We start from the raw sequence: 208 nt of genomic DNA on the forward strand, positions 1-208 counted from the left end.
TGAGAAATTTGACGATAATCGAAATACTGATCTGCAAAGAAGCGTTGTATACGTCGATAAAATGATTGTGGTAAGCACGTGATGGGTAAGGCTTTAGATGCGGAAGAAAGATTACATGTCTGTTTTACAATTTGTACTAGCTCAAACCTGATCTGACAGTTACCCATTTTTTATTGTGCCTGTCAGGTTAAATTTGAGCTAAATTCTT

General features: G+C 36.1%; 1 pseudogene. It reads right to left on the minus strand.

The annotated features are described in order from the left end of the window. Positions 1-140: pseudogene (locus NO346_RS14825) on the minus strand (IS4 family transposase); the annotation flags it as partial. Between the last annotated feature and the right edge of the window lie 68 nt (positions 141-208).

Origin of the sequence: Acinetobacter sp. 5862 (assembly GCF_024494585.1) — a bacterium.
In the GTDB taxonomy this organism is placed as follows: domain Bacteria; phylum Pseudomonadota; class Gammaproteobacteria; order Pseudomonadales; family Moraxellaceae; genus Acinetobacter.